This is a genomic window from Flavobacterium granuli (genome assembly GCF_031456055.1).
Lineage (GTDB): Bacteria > Bacteroidota > Bacteroidia > Flavobacteriales > Flavobacteriaceae > Flavobacterium > Flavobacterium granuli_A.
The window spans coordinates 51,008-73,391 of sequence record NZ_JAVDTX010000003.1; the positions used below are offsets into that span (position 1 = coordinate 51,008).

Consider the following 22,384-nt stretch of genomic DNA (forward strand, 5'->3'; position numbering starts at 1 on the left):
GCTTAAAAAAAGCTGTCTTTATTTAAACTAATTTTAGACTGCAAAGATAACGGATTAAGTTCTTATTCTAAAGGATTTGGATTGGATTTATTGATAGTGATACATATTAGTATCAATAATTATAGTCACTCATTTTACAGCCACAAAGTCCTTTAAAAATAAGGGACTGCAAATAAGTCTATAAAATAAATTAAACCTTCATTTCGGGCTCCCAAAAAACGGACTCAAAATTCATAATTTGATTATCCTCAATTACAATACCTTCACTTTCCAGCAATTGTTGCATAAGATTGGTTCCGTCAAAATGATGCTTTCCTGTTAGCAATCCTTTTCTGTTGACTACTCGATGTGCGGGAACATCTTCGAGGTTGTGTGCAGCATTCATTGCCCATCCCACCATTCTGGCAGAACGTGCAGCTCCTAAAACTTTGGCAATTGCGCCATAAGAAGTAACTTTTCCATATGGAATTTGTCTAACAACAGCATAAACTCTTTCAAAAAAATTGTCGTTTGTTGCTTTCATTTTGTTTTATCCAAAATATCCTTTAATAAGTTTGAACAATGTAATTATAGAAACTAGTCCAGTAATACTCCCAATAATATAATTTCCATTATTCATTAAAAAAGAGGATTTTGCTTCTCTCTTTTTGAAATACACAATATAGAGATAAAAAACCAAGAATGAACCTGTAACTACTCCTCCCACAAAAGCGTAAATAAAATATTCTAAAAAATAAAAATACCCATAAGTAGCGAGTGTAATGGATATAAAAACATAATACGGAATAGGAAATAAATTCAATGCTGACAATAACACTCCCAAAAAAAATCGATTCGTTTTACTGCGAACCTTGGTTTCCGACTTAGGTAATTTTGGCTTTTTGGCTTTCCAGAAAAAATAAATGGTAAGTGCAATAAAAATAAACAACCCTATTTCTTGAAGGCTACTGATAATATCAGGACGACTATTGATAAAATTAGCAAATAATAAAGCTAAAAATGTCTGAAAAAAAACAATTACTGTTGCACCAATAGCAAAAGAAATAGCCTCATTCCTGCCATCTTTCAAGCTTACTTTTGCTGCAGTCATATTTATCAAACCTGGCGGCGTGATTCCAATTGCAGCTACAATAAATCCGAGAAAAAATGGCAATAGTAGAGTCATACTTAGTTTGTAGTCTCAGTTTGCAGCCTCAGCTTAAAAACTGAAAACCACTACCTGAAAACTATTTGATTTTAAAACGAATATACGTAATAGCTTTGTTAATTTCCAAATATTGCTTTTCATAAAATGTCTGAAAAGCCGTAACTTCCTCTGGACTTCCTTCGTTTACGTACACGTTGTGATTCGCGTATAAAACCTCGTGCCCTTCACCATGAAGCAATCCTAATGTATAACCATGCATGAACTCACTGTCGGTTTTAAGATTGACAACTCCATCTTTCTTCAAAATTTTCTTGTACAATTGCAAAAATTCTGAATTAGTCATTCTATGCTTAGTTCTTTTGTATTTTATTTGTGGATCTGGAAAAGTAATCCAAATTTCATCTACTTCATTTTCGGCAAAAATATGGTTGATTAATTCGATTTGAGTTCGAATAAAAGCCACATTATGCAATCCTGTTTCAGCAGCAGTTTTTGCACCACGCCAAAAACGAGCTCCTTTGATATCAATTCCTACGAAGTTTTTATTAGGATATCTTTCAGCCAATCCAACAGAATATTCACCTTTGCCACAACCCAATTCAAGCACTAATGGATTCTCGTTTTTAAAAAACTCTGAATTCCACTTCCCTCTTAGCGGAAATAAATCCCCTACTACTTCTTCTCTTGTTGGTTGAAAAACATTATTGAACGTTTCGTTTTCCTTGAACCTCTTTAATTTATTTTTACTTCCCACGATATAATTGCTATTTCGGCAAAATTAAGGAATTATATAAGAATGAAAGCTTAAGTACAGAAAAAATCAAAAATTATCATTTGGATTGCATCTTTTGTATCAAAACATCTTCAATTGGAGCAATGATTTTTACAACCTCGTTCGTATTGTCATTTGGAACGGTCATTGACAAAACATAGTGTTTAATTTTCCATTCATTCCCTATTTTTACCAAAACACCCGAACCTCTACAGATTTTCATTTGAGTATTCAACAGCTCATCAAACCAAGCTAATTTACCAGATTTATCAAAGTAAACATGACGCTCGATAGCTTTAAAATTCCAAGCTTTTCCCCTGTCAAAATGAGGTTTTGAATATGCCTCAAATGCCTTCTTGTTCCAATTCTCGGTTGGATCTGTTCCGATATAAATGGCGTCTTCTGTCATCATTCCAAAATAAACTTGAAAATTCGCTTCTGCTGCCGCTTTGTGCCAGGCATCAAGTGTTCTATTGATCTGTTCTTTTTCATCGGATTCTTTATACTGCAAAGAATCAAAACTAAATAATGTCAATACTGCTAAACTTAAAAATAATGCTTTCATGTTTTACTTTTTTCCTTTTTATTTTCTTTTTGAAGCTTTCCCATTTTAATTTTCATTTCACCATTTTTACCATCAACAACCAACAAATGCAACACTATTCCTTTGTATCGTTTGGCTTCTCTTTCTTTCAGGTCCTTTATTTTATAATCATCTTCAGGATTTCTAAGGGGAACCGTCAAGCCTAACTTAGTCCCTTTCTTAAAAGAATAAATACCCTCAACATCAAAATTCAACACATTCGAACTCACTTTAAAATAGTCAACATTCACTAAACTACCACTCATGTTCAATCGTCCAGACAAATCATTAAAAACAATATGCTTAACATCTCTGTTTGGAAAAGCAAACTTGCCAATTTTTATTATTGGCTTAAAATCGTTTAGTTCCCCGTTTTTGATATCATAATACAAATTTCCTTTTGCCGAATCATCAACCAAATCACCATTTTGAGTCATTTTTACCGACATGTCAACCGTAGCTGAAAGATTTCCTTTTATATCTTTAGGCTGAAACGATGTAATTCCGAAATTTTTGAAAGATGTTAAAAATTGAGGGATATTAACCGTTGCAATATCTACATTTGTTTTTACATCAAATAAATTACCGTTTGGAATTAATTGAGAAGCGAATGTGATTTTGCCTCCACAGGATTCAATTGCTCCTTGCTTGATAAAAAAACGTCGATTCTTCGCCATAACAATAATTTTTGCATTTTTGGCAGTCAAATTAGAATACACCATCTTTTCAAGATTCAAATTTAAAACCACTTGGCATTTTTCAACAAGTGCTATCCTTTTTTTAGTATCAGCTGTGCTGGCTACTTTTTTTACTTCGTTCGTTTTTTGACTATGAGCCAAAACACTCATGAATTTTTTCACATCCATAAAAGGACTGTTGATATTTAAAACAGCTACCATGTTTTCAGGATCATCATAATAGAGATTAAGAAAATTATCAATTTTTCCATCCAAGAAAACAATGTTTTTGTCTCTTTGGTACTTAATGTTTCTTATGAATAATGCCTCTTGAGTAAAATCAAGAAGAACATTTGTTTGAAAAGTAATGTTTTTAGATCTTAAAAGCATGTTAGCCTTTTCAATATTCACTTTCCCTGTAAAACGAGGTTTCGAGATTCTCAAGTCCACAATATTGACATTGAATTTTAAATCAACATTGGCTTTTCCTCCATTAAATTTTAGCAAATCTTCACCAAAAATATTTCCCAATTTCACCACATCAAACTTAGAATGAAAGTCTCCTGTTGCGACCGGTTTTTCCAAATTATTAATTGCAGCGTTTGGAATCTCCACTGGTATTCCCCTATAGTTTCCTGTGAATTTTTTTATGATAATGGCTGAGTTGATGTCATTATACCCTAATCCATTTTTGAAATTATTGGTATATCTCGCTTCAAAACTACAGTCTTTCGTTTCCCCTTCTGAAGACACCAAAACATTATCCTTGATCTGTGCATCCACAATAATTTCGGGATCACCCTCGGCATTCATATCTCCTTTTATACTGCATTGTGCGTCCAAAGGTTTGGTTATATCAAAGTGATTCAGAATCTTGAAAATATGCGGATCCAATAAACGAGCCGCATTCAACCATAAAATATGAGTTTTTATATTAATATCCATCATGGGATGATCCTTATCCAGACCAAAACTCGCTTTGATGTTAAAATCATCATCACCAATTCCAAGCTTTTCGGTAAGCACATCAATTTTATTTTTTGTTTTAGAGAATTGAACTACTAGTTTTCCTTTTACTTTTTTGTCCTTTATAAAACTACCTTTCTTGGTATTGAAAGCCATACTCTTGGCAAAGACATTCAGAAACAAATCAGTTTCCCATCCATCATCTTTGTAATTTATTTTACATTTTAAAGAATTTACTTCAAAATGGAACAATTTATTTCTTTGTAAATTTTGGGAAATAAAAACGACATTCTTAAAATCAACCTCATCGATTTGGGTATCTGTGTCGCTATTGGATTTATCTGTTTTGGGTTTTGACTTACGAACATTAGTATTGGAAAGGCCGTTCTTGTCTTTAAACAAATCAATTTTAGTATCGATCAATACCACTTTTTCAATATCTATCTTTTTATGCAATAGACTCAGCACATTCAAACGCACTTCGATTTCCTCAGCTTTAAGCGCACTTCTTTTGTGAATGGCATACAAACTGTCCCGAAGTTCTACTTTGTTCAAAACCACCGTGAAATTAGGAAAACCGATCAAAAATTTATAACCAACATCCCCAATACTGACATGACCCGCAATATTATCATTGATTTTTTGATTGATTTCGGTCATTATAGTCTCTTTGTTTTGGGTGAAATAAATCCTTAATCCAATAAAGAAAATAAGAATTAGTCCTAAAAACCCGACAACAACAAACCCTATTCTTTTTAAAATCTTTCTAAATTTAGCTGTTCTAGACAATTCCTTTCCTTTTTCTATAAATTCCTTCATACCAATTATTTAAAATGTTATATATCTAAAAGAAGTCTTATTCGTTTTAAATATTTTGAATTGAATAATCTGCAAAACAACTCGGCCTGAATCAAAGTTAAGATAATATATTACAAAAAGGAACGTTATAACTTAAAAACTTTAACATTGTAATGCAATTATATTCAATTGTTTAAACATAGTTTTTCATCTAAACTCGAATACTTATCTAATAGTGTTTTTATAGTATATTGTTGAAAAAACTGAAAAATTGCACTACTTTTGTGGCGAATAAACTCATATAAATGAGTAACTAACTTAAAAATAAAAAATATGCGATCATTAAAAATTTTACTGTTAAGTGCTTTCATAGTATTAGTATCTAATGCAGTTTCAGCACAATCTTGGGGAGTAAGAGCAGGGGCCAATATTTCAGATGTTAGTGGAAATGGTTTGGACACAAATGCAAAAACAGGACTTTATGTTGGTGTTTACAGAGAAATTCCAATGGTAAAGAGCTTGCTTTTTATACAACCTGAATTACAATACTCTCAAGAAGGATTTGAGACTGATGGTTTTGGAGATGCAAAGATAGATTACCTTACTGTGCCTGTTTTAGCAAAAGTATATGCTCTTAAATTATTAAGTTTTGAAACAGGACCACAATTTGGATTTGTAGTTTCAGACAATGTTGATGATCTAAACAATTTTGTACCTTCATGGGCTTTTGGAACGTCTCTTAACCTACCTCTTGGATTGTCTATAAATGCTAGATACATCACAGGTTTGGATGATACTTTTGAACATATTGATGCTAAAAATCAAAATTTTCAAATAGGAGCTGCTTTCCAATTCTAAAAGAAACTACCAACCTTTTCTTACATTAAAAATTGCCTTAAAGTTCATTCTTTAAGGCAATTTTTTTTGTACATTTATGATTGTCTCAAATAAACATTCCCTTATGAGAAAGTCTCTTTTGTTCCTTATCCTATTTATTTTTGGCTTATCACTTTCTATACTTTCCTGCAAAAAAGATTCTGACAAAAACCCAAAACCCGTAATAGCAATTAAAGATTCCTTAAAAGTAAAGAGTCTAGTTCCTTTCGACAGTACATTGGTCAGTTCCTTTTTTGTAAAATATCCAAACCTTAAAAAGTATCAGGAAGAAACAACCGAATTGTATCGAAAACGAAACTATCAATATGTTTGGTTTGATTCCAAAGGCATGCTGGAAGTGAGCCATTTGCTGTATAATAAACTAAATGAAATGGAAGACGATGGAATACAAGCAACTATTCCATACAAAGAAAAACTAGATAGCCTTTTTCAAAATCACGCTGAAAAATATACAGCCTCTATCAATGATGAATTATTGATTTCTTCTCTTTATTTTTTTTACACCCATAAAGTTTTAGATGGATTAGACTCAAAAAAAACAACCGAAATTGGTTGGTATTTGCCTCGGAAAAAAGTGTCCTATGTAGACTATTTAGATTCTATCATAGCCAAGCCTTCCTTGATTAATAAAAACGAAAAAAAAGTATTATTTGAATATTACAGACTCAAAGAAGTACTTCTGAAATACCGAAAAATTCAAAAAAACAATTTGTGGAATCCCATAACAAAAGATTCTACCATCCTTGCTTTCAAACCAGGAGACTCTTCACAAACAATTGCTCAAATCAGACAACATTTATTTGTATTGGGGGATATAGCTGCCGATTCCCAAAATGCTGTTTTTGATGAAGCGCTAGCTAATGGAATTACAAAATACCAGAATCGAAATGGGCTAAAAGCAAACAAAAACATTACTGAAAAACTTATAGCCTCTTTGAATATTCCCATTGAAGATCGCATCAAGACCATTATGGTCAATATGGAGCGTTCTAGATGGATTGATGCTGATGTTGCTAAATCCAAAGAATTAATAGTAGTCAATATTCCAGCCTATCAATTAACATTTTTCAAAGAAGGAAAACCTGTTTTAATTTCCAATGTGGTTGTGGGGAAAGCCTTAAATCAAACCGTGATTTTTAGCGCCGATATGCGTTACATTGTTTTTAGTCCCTATTGGAATGTTCCAACTAGCATTATTACAAAAGAAATCAAACCCGGTATGGCTAAAAACCCTAACTATCTCGCTCAACACAATATGGAGTGGAATAATGGTAGTGTGAGACAAAAACCAGGGCCTAAAAACTCATTGGGGTTAGTGAAATTTTTGTTCCCAAATTCGAATTCCATTTATTTACATGATACTCCATCAAGGAATCTATTTAATGAAGACAAAAGAGCTTTCAGCCATGGCTGTGTAAGAGTTGCCAAACCCAAAGAATTGGCCATGGAAATTCTAAAAAACGATAAAAGTTGGACTCCCGAAAAGATTGACGCAGCTATGCACAAAGAAAAAGAAACATGGTACACCCTAAAAAATAAAATACCGGTTTACATAGGTTATTTTACCGCATGGGTTGATGATGCAGGTACTCTTCATTTTTATGATGATGTTTATCAAAGAGATGATCAACTTGCTACGATGTTATTTGAGGAATAAACAGACCTCAACACAAAACAAGAGAGGCTGTCTTTTTAGGGACAGCCTCTCTTGTTATATTTATAATTTACTTAATGTACTTTTTGTTTATCGAATGTAGTGTTTAGCACTTTTTTGATTTTATCCAGAGCCCCTGCAAAAGCTTTTTCAATAGAATCGGCGTGTTCTGTAACGGCGATTGGCTGCATATTGGCTGGGCGCGCTTCAATAAGACAACGTTTGTCGTTTACACCTGATTTGGCACTGTTTTCATCTCCAAAATGTACTTCAATACGAGTCACTTTGTCATCAAAACGGGATAATACTCTTGTGATTTCGCTAGAAAAATAAACTTCTAGTCTATCGCTACCTTCTACATTCTTGTCTGTGTTGATCTGTACCTTCATATGTAAAAATTTTAATTGTTTTTGATATATCTCAAAGTTAAAGATTATTCCTTTTCATAATTCTGTTTTAGCAAAACATTATGAAAGAAAAAGGTTATTTTTATGACATACAGATAATAAGATTGAAAATAAAAAAAGACAGTATTGTTTTTTGTCGAAAAGCGATTTCTTGTTCGATTATGGCAATACAATCTTCGAGCTTGTTTTTATTCATAGCTCAAAAATTAACTCAAAACGTCAAATCTGGAGTAGTTAAGGTCATACTCGGAGTTATCGACGTCAAATTTGGAGCCCTGAACGTCAACTATGGACTTGCATAATGTCATTTTTGAATTCTCATCTGTCAAATTTGGGGTTGTTAACGTCATATATGGAGTTACCAACGTCAAATTTGATGTCTCGGACGTCATTTTTGACGTAATGTATCGTCATTTTTGACGTAGTGTATCGTCATTTTTGACGTCACGAACCTCAAATTTGACGTTTTTGGGTACTTTTTAAACCAAAAAAACGTCAATCTTTCGACTGGCGTTTGTATAAAATAAAGTTCTTATGAAAACTGCTGCCCTAGCCCTGATGGAAGTGAAAAGCCTTTTGAAATAAAATGCCCTTTTTCTTGAATAAAAAGAGCGACCAGCGGAAGCTCCTTTTTGTTCTTAGAAAAAGGGCGTTTTATGAAAAAGCTTGTAGCGTACAGCAGGATCAAGCTCCTTATTAACTATGGATTATTTATTGTTGACAATGTTGTAAATCCCATGTTGTATAGCGTGAAGGCTTGGATGTCACAGATTTCCTGAATGGTTGCTGCGAGTGATTTTCCGGCGCCGTGGCCTGCGTTGATATCGATTCGGATTAAAACTGGGTTGGTTCCTGTTTGTTTTTCCTGCAACTCGGCAGCAAATTTAAAGCTGTGTGCAGGAACTACCCTGTCGTCGTGATCGCCAGTGGTGACCAAAGTAGCTGGATATTGAACGCCAGTTTTCACATTTTGAACTGGGGAATACGATTTTAGATACTCAAACATTTCCTTGCTGTCTGCTGAAGTTCCATAATCGAAAGCCCAACCGGCACCAGATGTAAAGGTGTGGTAGCGCAACATGTCCATCACGCCCACGGCCGGCAAAGCGACTTTCATCAAATCTGGACGTTGAGTCATGGCAGCTCCCACCAATAATCCGCCGTTGGATCCGCCACGGATGGCAAGGAAACTAGAAGATGTATACTTTTGGGCAATTAGATATTCGGCGGCGGCGATGAAATCATCAAAGACGTTTTGTTTTTGAGTTTTGATTCCCGCATCGTGCCATTTTTTGCCATACTCTCCTCCTCCACGAAGGTTGGCTACTGCATAGATTCCGCCATTTTCCATCCAAACAGCATTGGAAACACTAAAACTTGGTGTCAAACTAATGTTGAATCCTCCATATCCATAAAGAATGGTCGGGTTGTTTCCATCGAGTTTTAATCCTTTCTTATGGGTGATGATCATTGGAACTTTGGTTCCGTCTTTGGAAGTATAAAAAACTTGTGTAGAAACGTAATCCTCGCTTTTGAAATCAACTTTTGGTTGAGCATATACCGCCGATTTTCCCGCTTTTGGTTCAAAAGAATAAATAGTTCCCGGTGTGATGTAATTGGTAAACGAATAATAAAGAGTTTTTTCGTCTTTCTTGCTTCCAAATCCAGTAGCTGTCCCCAATCCTGGTAATTGAATTTCTCGCACTAATTTACCTGAGTAATCGTACTGCTTCACAATCGATACGGCATCTTTCATATAATTAGCGAAGAAATATCCAGCTCCTGTTGATGGTGTCAAAACGTTTTCGGTTTCAGGAATAACGTCTTTCCAATTCTCTGGTTTTGGGTTGCTAATATCCACACTCACAATGCGTTTATTGGGTGCGTTTAAGTCGGTTTCTATAAATAATTTCCCTCCTTCGTTTTCAATAATGTTGTTGTCACTATTAAAATTATCTACAATCGTTATAATAGGACTGTTGGGTTTGGTCAAATCCTGAATGTACAATTCGTTTCCGTAAGTGGAATTGGCAGCAGTAATCACTAGATAATGATTGTCTTCGGTTACGCCTCCGCCTACATAACGGCGTTTTTGGTCTGCGCCAAAAATTACTTGATCGTCTTTTTGAGCCGTTCCTAATTTATGGTAATACAATTTATGCTGATCGGTTTTAGCTGATAATTCACTTCCTTTTGGCTTGTCATAACTGGAATAATAGAATCCTTCGTTTCCTTTCCAAGACACTCCACTAAACTTGATATCGACCAAAGTATCTTCCAATTTTTTAAAATTGTTGACATCCATCAAAATTACTTTTCGCCAGTCACTTCCGCCTTCTGAGATCGAATAGGCAACTTTAGAACCGTCTTTGGAGAAATCCAGTCCTCCCAATGAAGTTGTTCCTAGTTTTGAGAAAGTATTTGGATCCAGAAAAACTTCTTCTTTGCCTTTGGCATCTTTACGATACAAAACCGCCTGATTTTGCAATCCGTTGTTTTTATAATAATAAATAAAATTCCCCTCTTTGAATGGTGCGCTTATTTTTTCGTAGTTCCAAAGTTTTTCGAGCCTCGCTTTTAATGCGCCTCTAAAAGGAATTTGAGACAAATAATCGTAAGTCACTTTGTTTTCTTCTTTGACCCAAGCAGCTGTCTCAGCCGATTTATCGTCTTCGAGCCAACGATACGGATCGCCAACTTTGGTATCGAAATAAACGTCAACCGTTTGTCCCTTTGCTGTCGTGGGATAAGTTATTGGAGTTTGTTTTTGGTTTTGCCCCAAAGAAGCCATTGAAGTAGATACAGCCATCAGAAATAGGATTTTTTTCATAAATTATTAGGTTAAGTACCTAACAAAAATAGAGAAAAAAATTTCAGAACAAGACATAAAAAAAACCCAAACATAGTTTGGGTTTAATATGTGGAGAATATCGGATTCGAACCGACCACCTCTTGCCTGCCAGGCAAGCGCTCTAGCCAAATGAGCTAATCCCCCAATGCTATGGCGCAAATATAACATATAATTATAGGAATATGCAAATTTCAAAAAGACTATTCTTTAAATCCAAAAAAATAACATTTTGCTTCAGTTACTTTTTTAACTTTACATCAAAATACACCTTATGCTTACATCTGATAAAAACGGAACACTCTTAACAACCATAGAAAACAAAATCGCTACGGTGCAATTTGGTCATCCAGCCAGCAACTCTTTTCCTAGAGTATTGTTGGATCGATTGACTAATGAACTTACTTTTTTGAGTGATAATCCCGAAATTTCAGTAATTGTTTTAAAAAGCGAAGGAGTCGGAGCTTTTTGTGCAGGCGCTTCCTTTGATGAATTACTTGCAGTAAGCACTCTTGATGAAGGTACTCGCTTTTTCTCTGGATTTGCCAATTTGATTAATGCTATTCGTTCATGCAAAAAAATAATTATTGGACGCATTCAAGGCAAAGCCGTTGGTGGCGGTGTTGGTATTATTGCAGCCTGTGATTATGCAATTGCAACCCAAGAAAGTGCTATCAAATTATCAGAATTGGCAATCGGAATTGGTCCATTTGTGATAGAACCTGCCGTAAGCCGTAAAATTGGAAAAACAGCAATGGCCGAAATGACTTTGGCCGCACACGAATGGAAAGCAGCATCCTGGGCCCACCAAAAAGGATTATATGCCAAAGTACTTGAAACCCAAGAAGAACTAGATCAAGAAGTAATCGCTTTCTCCAAAAAACTATCCCATTATAATCCAGAGGCACTTGCCGAAATGAAAAAAGTCTTTTGGGAAGGAACTGCACATTGGGATAAACTATTAAAAGAAAGAGCAGCCATTTCCGGCAAACTTGTTCTATCCGATTTCACTAAAAACGCATTAATTAAATAACAATGACAGCTTTGATTTTACTCCTTCAAAAGGTAAACATTAACGAAAAAATTAAAAATGCTCCCAATGAAGGATATCAAATAGGTGTTCTTATTGGCTCCTACTTACCCTTTGTTATATTGGTTTTACTAGCCTATTGGACTTACACTCGAGCCAAAAACAGAAAAGAGTAACTTATTAAAACTGCTTCTCTTTGAAAAAAATAATCATTTTTGGTGTTATCCTCTGTCTCTTTATTTCCTGCCAGCAACAGGAACAACCTACAATTTCTTTTTATTATTGGAAAACCATTTTTAGGCTTTCGCCAAAAGAAAAAAACACCTTGACAACAAACGAGGTTAAGAGACTTTATATTCGGTATTTTGATATTGACCTGAGTCCGAAAACTCAAAAACCGTTTCCTAGGACTCCAATCCGTTTCGAAGATGTAGCTTCAGGTTTTGAAATTATCCCTGTGGTTTACATCAAAAATAAGGTGATGTTGGACAAGAAATTAAATGTATTGGATTTGGCTCAAAAAACAAATAGTTTCATTCAGCAAATCAACTCAAAAAACAATATTACCATTCAGGAAATCCAAATCGATTGTGATTGGACTCTTGAAAGTAAAGACAATTACTTGCGATTTATAGACGCTTTTAAAAAGGTTTCCAATAAAAAACTATCGGCAACCATTCGACTCCACCAGATAAAATATTTCAAGAAAACAAAAATCCCAAATGTAGATCGAGGCGTATTGATGTACTACAATATGGGTAAAATAGCAACCGATTCCTTTAATTCGATATACGATTTAAACATTGCCAATCGTTATTTAGCAAGTCTAAAAAACTACCCTCTACCTATAGATGTTGCATTGCCTATTTATTCTTGGGGCATTCATATAAGGGATGGAAAAATAATAGGTTTAAGAAACAAAATTGATATCGATAGTTTAAAAAATAACAATAGTTTTGCTCTTACAAAAAACAACTGGTTAACCGCCACAAATTCCAATTTTAAAGGCGGTGTTTTTTATAAACAAAACGACCAGATAAAAATAGAAACAATATCAGAAAACGATTTGCTCGAAATGGCAAATAGCCTTGAAGAAAATACAACTCAAAATCCAAAAGAAATTATCTTTTATGATCTTGACGAAATGAATTTAAAAAAATATGATACAGCCCTTTTTAAAAAAATTATTAATTGCTTTTAGTGCTCTTGCGCTTTTAGTTTACGGAACAATTTATGCATGCGCAGATGGTGATTGGGGTTGGTCATTTGATTCCAACTTCACACCCGAAACTTTTGTGGACAAATCCTACTCTCCACTTTTCTTATCTACTGATGTTTTTTATGGAATTGGTTTTGACACCGAACATCGCACACGATTCAACTCCGAGAATATAAAAGACTGGTCGACGTATCTTGAAGGTAAAATAAACGAAAAAGATTTGACCTTTTTCTTGACTGACTCAAGCAGTACAGATGTAGCCGATTTGAACATTTATTATAAAAAAGGAAAGACAAATAAATGGACTGAAAAATGGAATAAAAAATTCAACATAAACGATAGTAAAGTAAAAGACTTTCTAATGTTTTTGAGTGATGCCCAATTTGTCGAAACCTATTCCACCCAACAATTTGATTCTTGGAATTATGACGAAACAACAAAACCACAGCTTCTAACTGACCGTAATTGGATCAAATCAATAGAAAAAAAATACAGCGACGCTAAGGATCCTTTCCTGAAAAACAGATATTGGTTTTTGGCAATTAAAGCTAGTTTTTACAGTGATCGTCAGGTAAATGGTGTATCTTTCTTTTATCAAACAGAAAAATCAATTCCAAAAAACACTCTATATTTCAGAGCGTTAGCCTACGTAGCTGGAGTAGAATATAAACAAAAACATTATGCCAAATCTAATTTTCTCTACAGTCAGGTATTTGACAAATGCCCAACTATGAGAGTAGTTTCAGCTTATTGTTTTCATCCACAAGAACAAAAAGACTGGAAACAATCGCTGTCAATGGCTAAAACCGATGATGAAAAAGCAGCTCTTTGGGCTATTCAGGGCTATTATAATGATGATGAAAAAGCCATAGCCGAAATCTACAAACTACAACCAAAAAACCAACATCTTGATTTTTTATTGACCCGATTAATCAATAATCAGGAAAACAAAATAGATCAATCTTTCAAAGACAAAACGGTTCTTGAAAACAAAAAAAGAACCAAAGACAGCATTCACAAATCGACAATCAATTTGGTTAACAAAATTGCAGAATCGGACAAAACTTCAAAACCTTATTTATGGAATGTGGCTGCAGGTTATCTGGAAACCTTAAATGGTAATTTTAAACAAGCCGACAAGAATTTTGACAAAGCCGAAAGCAAAATGCCAAAAACTCCTTTGGCTATTAATCAAGTAAGATTATTAAGATTCGTAAACAACCTCAGCAAAATAGACCAACTGAATTCAGAAAACGAAAAAACTATCTTGGCCGATTTGTCCTGGTTGTATTTTGAATTGCCTAAAAAGCCTATTGAAAGTTTCCGCTATGAAAATGCTTCTGCTTGGAGCAAAAACTATTTGGCAGCATTATACCACACTCAAAAAAATACCGTAATGACCGAAATTTTCAATCATGAATTCAGTTTTTATGATAATGAAAAACAATTGCTCGACATGAAGGCTTTTTTATCCAAAGCAAACAAAACCGAATTAGAAAAAATTGGAACTTCCATTTATGAAATTAAACTGGCCGACATTAACTATTTTCAAGGAGTTAAAGCCACTTTCGAAAACAAAATCCCAGAAGCCATAGCTTTTATAAAACAATCGGACAAGCTTCAAAACACTGTTTTTTATGGAAATCCATTTCTTGGCAACATCAAAGACTGCCACGATTGCGACCATCAAGCCGCTCAAAAAAAGAAATATACTATGCTTGATTTTCTAACCACCATCCAAAAAATGCAGGATAATGTTGAGAAAAAAATCGATGTGTACAACAACAGTCTTTTGCTCGGTCATGCCTTTTACAACATCACTCATTTTGGTAACGGCCGACTGTTTTATGAAGGAAGTATTACTGGTTCTGGCTCAACTCCCGATTTTTTTAGAGACCCAATTCGTGACATGATTACTAACTGCTCTTTGGCGAAAGCTTATTACGAAAAAGCATTTTCAGCTTCCAAAAACAACGAGCAAAAAGCCAAAACTCAATACATGATGGCCAAATGTGAACGAAACGACTATTACAACAAAAGATATTATTCTCTCAATTTATCCACTTGGGACATTCAGGACGACAAAACTAATTTTCTCGCTTGGCAAGGCTTCAAAAACATAAAAGCCAATTATTCTAAAACCAAGTACTATAAAGAAATCATCAACGAATGTGGGTATTTCAAAACCTACGTTCAAAAATAGACTTAAATATAATTAGGCGTGCCACCATAAAACAAAGGGACCAATTCATCGGTGAATCGGTCCCTTTGTTTTATGCTGTCAGGCTGTCCGAGTTACTTGGAAAACTGTGCAAAATTTATGCTTTGTAGGTTTGTGATTGTCTATAAACTGTAACATTCTGAGTTTGAAACCGACTTATCCAAAAACTTAAATTAGAGAAATCATGCAAGCACACGAAATAGATTATCAGATTTTTGGAGAAGAAATGCAGTATGTGGAAATAGAATTGGATCCGCAAGAAATAGTAATTGCTGAAGCGGGCAGTTTCATGATGATGGAAAACAATATCAAAATGGAAACCATATTTGGAGACGGATCCACGCAACAATCAAGTTCGGGTTTGTTTGGCCAACTTTTGAATGCCGGAAAAAGAGTTCTCACAGGCGAAAGCTTATTCATGACAGCATTCCTTAATCAAGGCAACACCAAAAGCAAAGTTTCGTTTGCCTCACCATATCCCGGGAAGATTCTTCCAATAGATTTAACACAATTCCAAGGGAAATTTATCTGCCAAAAAAGTTCATTTTTATGTGCTGCCAAAGGCGTTTCGGTTGGAATAGAATTCTCCCAAAAACTAGGACGCGGTTTATTTGGAGGCGAAGGTTTCATTATGCAAAAAATTGAAGGAGACGGAATGGCATTCGTTCATTCAGGAGGAACAATGGCAAAAAAAGAATTAGCGCACGGCGAAGTTCTAAAAGTGGATACAGGCTGTATCATTGGTTTTACGAAAGATGTCGATTATGACATTGAATTTATAGGCGGAATCAAGAATTCTATTTTTGGAGGAGAAGGCTTGTTTTATGCAACCTTGCGTGGTCCAGGAACCGTTTATATTCAATCATTGCCTTTCAGTAGATTGGCAGACAGAATCATTGCATCGGCACCAAGATCAGGAGGAAACGGTCGTGATGAAGGAAGTTTACTCGGCGGATTGGGAAATCTTTTGGACGGAGACAATCGTTTTTAATTTTTTATATTTAAATATTAATGGCTTTCAGAAATGGAAGCCATTAATTTTATAAAATGCTTTCTTCAAATGTAGCATTTAGGAATTTAAAAAATTAATTTTGTATTGTACAACTATCAACATAATACTTATTCCATTGGAAACACTTCTCTACAAAAACACACAAATTTCATACTCTGATACCGGAAAAGGAACTGTAGTAGTTTTGTTGCACGGTTTTTTAGAAAACAAAACCATGTGGGATGCTTTTGTTCCTGAATTAAGTAAAAAAAACCGACTCATTACTATCGATTTGTTAGGACATGGTGAAACCGGAAGCTTGGGTTATATCCAAACCATGGAAGAAAATGCCGATGTGGTTCACGAGGTTTTATCCAAACTGCGAATTCGAAAAGCTATTCTTGTTGGGCATTCTATGGGTGGATATGTAGCTTTAGCATTCGCCGAATTGTATCCCGAAAAAATGAAAGGCCTGGTATTACTTAATTCTACTTCAAAAGAAGACAGCTTAGAAAGAAAGAAAAACAGAGACCGAGCCATCAAAGCCGTTAAGAAAGATTATGAAACCTTTATAAGACTTTCGATTGCCAATTTATTCAGTGAAGAGAACCGAGAAATCCTTATCAAAGAGATAGAAGAAGTAAAAATTCAAGCTTTGAAAACACCATTGCAAGGAATCGTCGCCTCACTTGAGGGAATGAAAGCTAGAAAAGACAGAGAATTTCTTTTACACACTACAACTTATCCAAAATTATTGATTTTAGGAAAAAAGGACCCTGTTCTCAATTACGACGAAAACTTGGAACAAATAAAAAACTCCGATGTTGAATTGGTAACTTTTCCGGACGGTCATATGAGCTCTATTGAAAACCAAGCTGAATTACTAACTGTTTTAGTTGACTTTTTTAAAGGAGTTTAAAGCATTCCTTCTTTCAGATAACCTTTCTCAACTAGTTCTTCTTTACAAAGAAGATGATGTGCCTTACCTTCTTTCAATAAAATTAATTTATTTGACACTTTAATTACATTTTCATAATTGTGATCAGAAATAATAATGCCCTTCGTTTTTGAATTCTCAACTACTAATTCATTTACTTTCTCAGCCATCAAAGGTGACAAACCATTATAAGGCTCGTCCAACAAAACAAATTTTGAAGAGTTATTGAGTATAATTTTAATTTCTAAATATCGTAATTCTCCCCCAGACAAATGAGAAATCTTCTTATCTAACATTGTTACAATGATTTCATCTGAATAAAACTCCTGAATCCTCTCTTTTGGAACTGATAATTGTATCGTTTTTTTGACCGAAAACACTTTGGGAATACAATTATCCTGAGGCAAATAACTAATTTCATCAAGTAAATCCTTTGTCTTGGTTTTTACAATGCCGTCAATTCTAACAAACTTAAAATCGGCAGAAATAATCCCAAAAATAATTTTTAAAAAAGTTGACTTTCCTGAACCATTTCTGCCAAGAAGTCCTATAACATCTTTTGTTTCGCATTTTAAATAAACATCCGACAATATATTTTTATTGTCAAAAGATTTCTGAACGCTATCAATCTCTAATAAATGATTTTTCAAAACACCTTCTTTATCAAATTAAAAACAAAAGAACAAACCACTAAAAAAACAAAAGTAAAACACCATGAATAAACCCAAAGCTGTATTTTGGAAATTTTATTATTGAAGTAAAACACATACTCGTTTTTAGCATTGACTTCTTTAAAAAGTAAACTTAAACCAAAACCAAAAGTGAGAATCGAATAATTAAAAGCTATCATGCCTCCAAAAAGAAAAACAAAAAAACTACCAGCAAAATTAATCGGAAGTGTGCTTTTGAAAAACTCAAATACATTATACCATTTTCTACTCATTCAGTTATAGAATTTTCTCCTCAAAAGGAATTGTCACATCCAATATTTCATTCAGTAACAAAACTATTTGTTCCAAATAATTAGATTGGATTTCATTATTAATGATAGCAATACTCTCTTTTTCTTCTTTAAAATTAAAAGGCAGAAAACCTGACTTTAGGTTTTTAAAAGAAATAATTCCTGCTTCGATAGGTTTTCCATTAGCATTTTCCTCATACATATAGGCATACGCCAAAACCTGAATTATTTTGTCGTTTTTGATATCATCCTTCAATCCTCTCCAGGATTTAAGAGTAACATTCGCTTTTTCTACTTTACCAGTCTTATAATCAATAATTCTGATTATTCCGTTTCGTTCTTCAATCCTATCAACATTTCCTTTAATCAAAACAGGAAAAGGTAAACTTGGATGTTCTACCCTTCTTTCAAAAGTTTTTTCAAGCTCCAGAATCTTTATGGCATCACCATTTTTAATACTCTCTAATTCTACTTTGAGGAAGTTAAAAACATTGCGTTTTGCAACTTCAAAAGCCAATAAGTTCCTTCCCTTTTTTATTTCTCCTTCTTTGTAAACCAATTTGAATTGTACTAAAACTTCAAAGTCTATTTGTTTTATGCAATTTTGAATGTCAATTTCCGAAATAAATTTTCCAACAAGAGGTTCGTACAAAACACGCAAAGTCTCATGAATAATTGTTCCAAGAGTATTCAAAGCTATATTTTCCTCAACCTCTTCGACCTCACTAATCCTCAAAATCTTTTGAAAATAAAACTGAATTGGATTCCGTATATAACTCGTCAACGCTGAGGGAGAAAACCCTTTTTCTGCTATTTCTTTCAGACGATCCATCACCTTCTCTGATTTCGGAATAACCATCGGTGAATATGCGGTGTCTGGTAAAACTGCGTTATAAATTTCGTGAGTTATTGTATGTTTAGGCTGCTTCTCTACTTCTAATTGGGTAATAAAACGGCTTTTTTCACCTGCATCCAAACCTTCACTTTCAGTATTATAGAGCAGATAAATATTTTTTGCACGTTGCAACAAATGATAAAAATGATAAGTATAAATAGCATCTTTCTCTTTAAAAGTAGGTAATCCCAACTCACGCTTCACATCATAAGGGATAAAAGAGTTTTGCGATTTACCAGCTGGAAATTTGCCCTCATTCATAGAAGTAATGATAACGGTTTCAAAATCTAAAACCCTGCTTTCAAGAACCCCCATAATCTGCAATCCATTTAAAGGTTCTCCTTCAAAAGAAACTTCCGCCAAATCAATTACTTGTTTATAAATGGCATACAATGTATCAATAGTATCAATTTCTGTGTGCTTTGAATAATAATTAATCAATTTATTAATCACTTTAAAAATGGCATAGACAAAAGTTTTTGCAATTTTTTCCTCTTCATTTTCATTGCTTAAATTATTCTTAACCTTTAGTAATAAACTAGATATTATTTCTAAAACGACAATAGAGCCAGTCTCCCATTTTTGAAATACAAGCAAAAATAGATCATTAGAATTATTATTTAATTCTAATAATTTATGATGGCTAATAAAAGTGTAATTGTTTTTGTTGATAATCCCTACCAAAGCACTCGTATTGGCATAAGGCTCAATTAACGGGTGGGTCAATATATCCAATACATCTTTATAATAAAAAACATAACTGCTATTGCTTCTAGACAATGCATTGGTATGCATTTTAAATAATTTTGCAATCAGAATTTGTGCGGGGTTATTTTTGCTAGAATATCCCATAGTAATATTCAAAGCTCCAACAGTATTGGGTAAAGAATACAACAGCGGAATCAATAAATTCTCTTCTCCCAAAACAATAGCCACCTTATCAAGTGTTGTCGTCGAATTTTCAATATTGATTTTCTCAATAATACTTCCTGCAATCTTGGCTTGACCGATGGTTTTTGGAGTGCCTATTACTTGAATGTTTTTAGTAGCCGAAAAATCATCCACTATCCATTCAAAAGGATGTGAGTTATAATGTTTCCAACTTTCTTTAAAACGACGCACGAATAAACCGGCATCATGATAAGGATCATTTAGAAAAGTTTGATCAGCATCCCAATAGATCTTAGCCTGATTTGAGGTAATAAGATTTTGAATTATTTTTTCCTCTGAGGCGTTCAAAGCATTAAAACCAGCAAAAACAAATTGTTTGCCTTGAATCGATTTTGAAAAAGTATTGACGTTTTTTACTGCTTCACGATAAATCAATCCTTGATGCCCTATTCCCTTTTTGAGCAAATGTTCATAAAGAGACTCATAATATTTGGGCAATAATTTCCAAAAATCAATGTAGTTTTCAAGTAATTGTGTTTTATTCTCAACTTCAATACCCCATTTTTTGATATCTTCAATGTCTTTTAAATACGATAAAACATGATTTGAATCTAAGAGATAACGATCAATTTCATTAAAATCCTGAAGCAATGTTTTGGCCCAATTGGCAAAAAGTTCAAATGATTGTTGATTCTTTTTATCTGTAATTGACTGGTATACTTCATAAAACTCAAATAACAATTCTATGGGATCAATAGTTCTTATCTCTGCAATACTTTGAACGAAATCTTCAATACTGATGATTTCTGGTGAAAATATATTTTCACTTGTTTGCTTTTTTAATGCTTCAACAAGAAATATTTTTGCTCGTTTGTTGGGTAACACTACTATAATATCAGTTACAATTTTTTGATACTCAGTTATTATTACAGTAGCAATTTTATCTAAAAAACTAGTATTTGTCATTTTATAAATATAAAAAAAGCCATTCAATTAAGAATGGCTTTTTAAAATTATTTAGATATTCGATTACAATTTACCTTCGTATACTGTACCTATGTGTCTAATTTCTGTTCTTCTGTTAAGTGCTCTACCTTCTTTAGTTTTGTTAGTAGCAACTGGTTTAGATGAACCAAACCCAGCAGAAGTTAAGTTAGCAGGGTTAACACCTTTTTCAATTAATTTATCCATAACAACTTTAGCTCTAGCTTCAGAAAGTTTTTGGTTTAATTTAGCGCTACCAGTATTATCTGTGTGACCTTCGATTGCAAATTTAGCATTAGGGTAGTTTTTAAGAATTTCTTTAATTGCTTCTAATCTACCATCTGTTGCTCCTTTATCAGCAGTCTCAAGTACGGCTTTACCAGTTACGAAGTAAACTGCTCTAGCTTGAACTCTAAGTTCTTCAATAACTTTTTCAGTTACTTCAGGACAACCTTTGTTGCTAGCAGGACCAGCTACAGTAGGACAAGCATCATCTAAATCTGGAACACCATCTTTATCAGCATCTAAAACAGGACATCCACCATTTGACGCAGGACCTGCTTCTTTAGGACATTTGTCTGAAGCATCAGTAACACCGTCGCCGTCTGTATCAGGACAACCTTGGAATTGTTTCAATCCAGCTACTGAAGGACATGCATCATCAGGATCTGCTACACCGTCACCGTCTGTATCAGCACAACCTTGGAATTCTGCAGTACCTGCAACTGTAGGACATTTATCTTTAGAATCTTCGATACCATCAGAATCTGTGTCAGGACAACCATTGAATTGTTTTAAACCTGCCACTTCTGGACAAGCATCATCTTTGTCATATACTCCATCTCCATCAGTATCCTTAGCTCCAAACTTGAAAGTTAAACCTGCAGAATATTGAGAATAAGAAGGTGCATCTGGTGTATTTGTACCAGCATATTGTCTATCTCCGAAAGATTTTTTATAAGTCCCTAATAAAGAAAGACCTACATTTTCAGTAAACCAAAAATTAACTCCAATTCCAGGATTTACAGTTCCGTAACTCTCATCTCCTAAGAAAGTATAACCTCCACCTACGCTTAATGTTGGCTCAATTACTTTAGATTTGATTAATTCCATGAAACTGTAAGTAGCAGTCACGTCGATACCGTAGTACATCAAATCTCCAGGATTTACAGCTGCATAATCATTAGGTCCATTCCAAGTTTTCCCAGGAACAGGTATAACAAATTTATCAATTTGGTTGATAGATCCTGTAAGCCCTACTATAAAACCACTTCCTACATACCTTGATACGTTGATATAAGAAACCGATGGAAGAATGTTCCAGTTTTCATCTACCTTAAAAGGTTGGTCAAAATGACTCATAAAATCGTCACCAGCACTAGATCTGTAGTCAATCGCGTTTACTCCAAAACCGATAGCCCATTTATTGTTACTGTCCTGTGCTTGAGAACTTAATCCCATCACCATCGTTACAGCAACTAAAAGTTTGTTAAGATGTTTCATACT

General features: G+C 34.1%; 19 protein-coding genes and 1 tRNA gene. 8 read left to right on the plus strand and 12 right to left on the minus strand.

The annotated features are described in order from the left end of the window. Positions 1-190: 190 nt before the first annotated feature. From J2W95_RS07290 to J2W95_RS07310, 5 genes are all read right to left on the minus strand, one after another. Positions 191-523, minus strand: a complete 333-nt coding sequence (locus J2W95_RS07290) for an MGMT family protein (RefSeq protein WP_310005484.1) — start codon at positions 521-523, stop codon at positions 191-193. Positions 524-529: 6 nt separating this feature from the next. Next, the gene (locus J2W95_RS07295; protein ID WP_310005485.1) at positions 530-1,165 is read right to left on the minus strand and encodes a LysE family transporter; all 636 of its coding nucleotides are present in this window, start codon (positions 1,163-1,165) and stop codon (positions 530-532) included. 61 nt (positions 1,166-1,226) lie between these two features. Further along, a complete protein-coding gene (gene trmB, locus J2W95_RS07300) occupies positions 1,227-1,901 on the minus strand; it encodes a tRNA (guanosine(46)-N7)-methyltransferase TrmB (protein ID WP_310005487.1) in 675 nt (224 codons plus the stop codon). A gap of 76 nt (positions 1,902-1,977) precedes the next feature. Beyond that, entirely contained in the window at positions 1,978-2,484 is a 507-nt protein-coding gene (locus J2W95_RS07305; RefSeq protein ID WP_310005489.1) for a nuclear transport factor 2 family protein, read from the minus strand. Beyond that, positions 2,481-4,964: an AsmA family protein gene (locus J2W95_RS07310; RefSeq protein ID WP_310005492.1), complete on the minus strand. Its 2,484-nt coding sequence runs from the start codon at positions 4,962-4,964 to the stop codon at positions 2,481-2,483. Before J2W95_RS07310 ends, J2W95_RS07305 begins: the two co-directional genes overlap by 4 nt. A 312-nt stretch (positions 4,965-5,276) precedes the next feature. Between J2W95_RS07310 and J2W95_RS07315 the strand changes: the two genes are divergently transcribed. Both J2W95_RS07315 and J2W95_RS07320 read left to right on the plus strand, forming a co-directional pair. Further along, positions 5,277-5,801, plus strand: a complete 525-nt coding sequence (locus J2W95_RS07315; RefSeq protein ID WP_310005494.1) for a porin family protein — start codon at positions 5,277-5,279, stop codon at positions 5,799-5,801. A 103-nt stretch (positions 5,802-5,904) separates the two neighbouring features. Further along, positions 5,905-7,497: a L,D-transpeptidase family protein gene (locus tag J2W95_RS07320; protein WP_310005496.1), complete on the plus strand. Its 1,593-nt coding sequence runs from the start codon at positions 5,905-5,907 to the stop codon at positions 7,495-7,497. 71 nt (positions 7,498-7,568) lie between these two features. Here the strand turns inward: J2W95_RS07320 and J2W95_RS07325 are convergent, their stop codons facing one another. From J2W95_RS07325 to J2W95_RS07340, 4 genes are all read right to left on the minus strand, one after another. After that, positions 7,569-7,883, minus strand: a complete 315-nt coding sequence (locus tag J2W95_RS07325; protein ID WP_310005498.1) for an HPF/RaiA family ribosome-associated protein — start codon at positions 7,881-7,883, stop codon at positions 7,569-7,571. Between the two features lie 224 nt (positions 7,884-8,107). After that, positions 8,108-8,293 (minus strand): hypothetical protein, encoded by a 186-nt coding sequence (locus J2W95_RS07330; RefSeq protein WP_310005500.1) that lies wholly within the window; start codon positions 8,291-8,293, stop codon positions 8,108-8,110. A gap of 308 nt (positions 8,294-8,601) precedes the next feature. Then, positions 8,602-10,710 (minus strand): prolyl oligopeptidase family serine peptidase, encoded by a 2,109-nt coding sequence (locus J2W95_RS07335; protein ID WP_310006149.1) that lies wholly within the window; start codon positions 10,708-10,710, stop codon positions 8,602-8,604. Positions 10,711-10,822: 112 nt separating this feature from the next. Then, positions 10,823-10,896 (minus strand) — tRNA-Ala (locus J2W95_RS07340). A 127-nt stretch (positions 10,897-11,023) separates the two neighbouring features. Between J2W95_RS07340 and J2W95_RS07345 the strand changes: the two genes are divergently transcribed. The 6 genes from J2W95_RS07345 (at position 11,024) to J2W95_RS07370 (ending at position 17,129) form a co-directional block, all read left to right on the plus strand. Continuing rightward, positions 11,024-11,782 carry an enoyl-CoA hydratase/isomerase family protein gene (locus J2W95_RS07345; protein WP_310005502.1) on the plus strand — a complete coding sequence of 253 codons (759 nt, stop codon included), beginning with the start codon at positions 11,024-11,026 and terminating at the stop codon, positions 11,780-11,782. 2 nt (positions 11,783-11,784) lie between these two features. Next, entirely contained in the window at positions 11,785-11,955 is a 171-nt protein-coding gene (locus J2W95_RS07350; RefSeq protein ID WP_310005504.1) for a hypothetical protein, read from the plus strand. Between the two features lie 20 nt (positions 11,956-11,975). Beyond that, a complete protein-coding gene (locus tag J2W95_RS07355) occupies positions 11,976-12,980 on the plus strand; it encodes a hypothetical protein (RefSeq protein WP_310005506.1) in 1,005 nt (334 codons plus the stop codon). Further along, complete coding sequence (locus J2W95_RS07360; protein ID WP_310005508.1) at positions 12,940-15,201, plus strand: hypothetical protein; 2,262 nt, start codon at positions 12,940-12,942, stop codon at positions 15,199-15,201. The genes J2W95_RS07355 and J2W95_RS07360 overlap by 41 nt, the downstream gene beginning before the upstream one ends. A 202-nt stretch (positions 15,202-15,403) precedes the next feature. Then, positions 15,404-16,210, plus strand: a complete 807-nt coding sequence (locus tag J2W95_RS07365) for a TIGR00266 family protein (RefSeq protein WP_310005510.1) — start codon at positions 15,404-15,406, stop codon at positions 16,208-16,210. Between the two features lie 136 nt (positions 16,211-16,346). Continuing rightward, on the plus strand, positions 16,347-17,129 hold the full coding sequence (locus J2W95_RS07370) for an alpha/beta fold hydrolase (protein ID WP_310005512.1): 783 nt from the start codon (positions 16,347-16,349) through the stop codon (positions 17,127-17,129). Here the strand turns inward: J2W95_RS07370 and J2W95_RS07375 are convergent. From J2W95_RS07375 to J2W95_RS07385, 3 genes are all read right to left on the minus strand, one after another. Next, complete coding sequence (locus tag J2W95_RS07375; protein WP_310005514.1) at positions 17,126-17,797, minus strand: ATP-binding cassette domain-containing protein; 672 nt, start codon at positions 17,795-17,797, stop codon at positions 17,126-17,128. The two genes, J2W95_RS07370 and J2W95_RS07375, sit on opposite strands and share 4 nt — an antisense overlap. Positions 17,798-18,094: 297 nt before the next feature. Beyond that, positions 18,095-20,860, minus strand: a complete 2,766-nt coding sequence (locus tag J2W95_RS07380) for a PD-(D/E)XK nuclease family protein (protein ID WP_310005516.1) — start codon at positions 20,858-20,860, stop codon at positions 18,095-18,097. Between the two features lie 63 nt (positions 20,861-20,923). Beyond that, entirely contained in the window at positions 20,924-22,381 is a 1,458-nt protein-coding gene (locus J2W95_RS07385) for an OmpA family protein (RefSeq protein ID WP_310005517.1), read from the minus strand. Between the last annotated feature and the right edge of the window lie 3 nt (positions 22,382-22,384).

Coding starts and splice junctions, on each gene's coding strand:
- J2W95_RS07305 (WP_310005489.1), bottom strand. CDS start 2,484: ATGAAAGCATTATTTTTAAGTTTAGCAGTATTGACATTATTTAGTTTT.
- J2W95_RS07385 (WP_310005517.1), bottom strand. CDS start 22,381: ATGAAACATCTTAACAAACTTTTAGTTGCTGTAACGATGGTGATGGGA.
- J2W95_RS07335 (WP_310006149.1), bottom strand. CDS start 10,710: ATGGCTGTATCTACTTCAATGGCTTCTTTGGGGCAAAACCAAAAACAA.
- J2W95_RS07360 (WP_310005508.1), top strand. CDS start 12,940: ATGATACAGCCCTTTTTAAAAAAATTATTAATTGCTTTTAGTGCTCTT.
- J2W95_RS07350 (WP_310005504.1), top strand. CDS start 11,785: ATGACAGCTTTGATTTTACTCCTTCAAAAGGTAAACATTAACGAAAAA.
- J2W95_RS07330 (WP_310005500.1), bottom strand. CDS start 8,293: ATGACGTCCGAGACATCAAATTTGACGTTGGTAACTCCATATATGACG.
- J2W95_RS07365 (WP_310005510.1), top strand. CDS start 15,404: ATGCAAGCACACGAAATAGATTATCAGATTTTTGGAGAAGAAATGCAG.
- J2W95_RS07315 (WP_310005494.1), top strand. CDS start 5,277: ATGCGATCATTAAAAATTTTACTGTTAAGTGCTTTCATAGTATTAGTA.
- J2W95_RS07295 (WP_310005485.1), bottom strand. CDS start 1,165: ATGACTCTACTATTGCCATTTTTTCTCGGATTTATTGTAGCTGCAATT.
- J2W95_RS07290 (WP_310005484.1), bottom strand. CDS start 523: ATGAAAGCAACAAACGACAATTTTTTTGAAAGAGTTTATGCTGTTGTT.
- J2W95_RS07320 (WP_310005496.1), top strand. CDS start 5,905: ATGAGAAAGTCTCTTTTGTTCCTTATCCTATTTATTTTTGGCTTATCA.
- J2W95_RS07380 (WP_310005516.1), bottom strand. CDS start 20,860: ATGACAAATACTAGTTTTTTAGATAAAATTGCTACTGTAATAATAACT.
- J2W95_RS07325 (WP_310005498.1), bottom strand. CDS start 7,883: ATGAAGGTACAGATCAACACAGACAAGAATGTAGAAGGTAGCGATAGA.
- J2W95_RS07310 (WP_310005492.1), bottom strand. CDS start 4,964: ATGAAGGAATTTATAGAAAAAGGAAAGGAATTGTCTAGAACAGCTAAA.
- J2W95_RS07345 (WP_310005502.1), top strand. CDS start 11,024: ATGCTTACATCTGATAAAAACGGAACACTCTTAACAACCATAGAAAAC.